This is a genomic window from Mesorhizobium sp. M7A.F.Ca.CA.001.10.2.1, from assembly GCF_003998575.1.
Lineage (GTDB): Bacteria > Pseudomonadota > Alphaproteobacteria > Rhizobiales > Rhizobiaceae > Mesorhizobium.
In genome coordinates this window covers 1-1190 of the sequence record NZ_RZQY01001076.1, presented here as the reverse complement: position 1 = coordinate 1190, position 1190 = coordinate 1, and the positions used below count along the sequence as shown (strand labels likewise).

General features: G+C 65.6%; 1 protein-coding gene. It reads left to right on the top strand.

Going from position 1 to position 1190, the window contains the following annotated elements; all coding sequences use genetic code 11:
* Positions 1-259: 259 nt before the first annotated feature.
* Positions 260-1190 (top strand): DUF4175 family protein (locus EN964_RS35180; RefSeq protein ID WP_127277493.1); only part of this gene is annotated, 931 nt, incomplete at its 3' end.

Here is a 1190-nt window from a genome sequence, read left to right as displayed (position 1 = left end):
AATGCGGACCCCGCTACCTTCTAAAGGGCCTGCTGCCTTCTAAAGGGTATGCAGGATGGAACTATAACGGTCCACTTCACGTTTTTCCGAACTGCCTCGCCTTTGCCGTGTTTGCTGGTATTCTTTGAGTCGTGAGGCGTCGGGCTATCCTGCCCGCTCCACAGCATGATCCCGAAAAGTGAAATCCCTTTCGGAACAGATCATGCTCAAAGGGATAAGGCCGCATCCCGGTTTTCGGGATAGGCTCAAGGAAGGGCCGATGACGCAACGACCCACCTTCAGCAGTGATCGCGGCCTGGCCGGACGCCTGGCCTTGAGCCGGTTGGCGACGCGGGTCTCGATGATGGTCGAGCGCGGCTGGCCGTTGCTGCTCCCGCTCGTCATCGTCGCCAGCCTGTTCCTCAGCATCTCCTGGCTGGGGCTGTTCTCCCGGCTGCCGGATATGGCGCGCATCGGCCTGGTCGCTGCTTTTGCCATAGCGGCACTGGCCGCGCTCTATCCGCTGCGCTTCTTCCGCCTGCCGGGCGCCGGCGAAATCGACCGCCGCATAGAGGCCGCCAATCAACTGTTGCACAGCCCGGTGCTGGTGCAGACCGACCGGCCCAGCGGCAGGGAAAGCAGCTTCTCGCAGGCGCTGTGGCGCGAACACCAGAAGCGTATGGCTGGAAAGCTCGACAACCTTGGCGCCGACCTGCCGCGCACGCGCGTGCCGGAGCGCGACCCCTGGGGGCTGCGCGCGGTGGCGGCCCTTTTGCTCGTTACCGCCTTCGCCTTCTCCTTCGGACCGACGGGCGGCAGGATCAGCGACGGCTTCAATGCCCATGGCGCGCGCGATATCGTGCCGCCGCGCATCGACGCATGGGTGACGCCACCGGCCTATACCGGCAAGCCGCCGATCTTCCTGACCGCCGACGCCAACCAGGCGATCCCGACCTTTACGGTTCCCGAAGGCAGTGACGTTTCGCTGCGCGTGACGGGTGGCTCAGGCGAGGAGACGCTCGGCTATGCCGACAAGAATGGCAACGCCCGCGCCATCGATCCCGCTGCGCCGCAGGCCGCCGCCAAGCCGGCTGCAAGCCCGGCGCCGCCGTCCAAGGTGCTCCAGTTCACCAGCAAGCTGACCGGCGACGGCACGCTGACGCTGACGTCGGGCGAGGACCAGCTCGGCCGCTGGGCCTTCGCGGTCATAT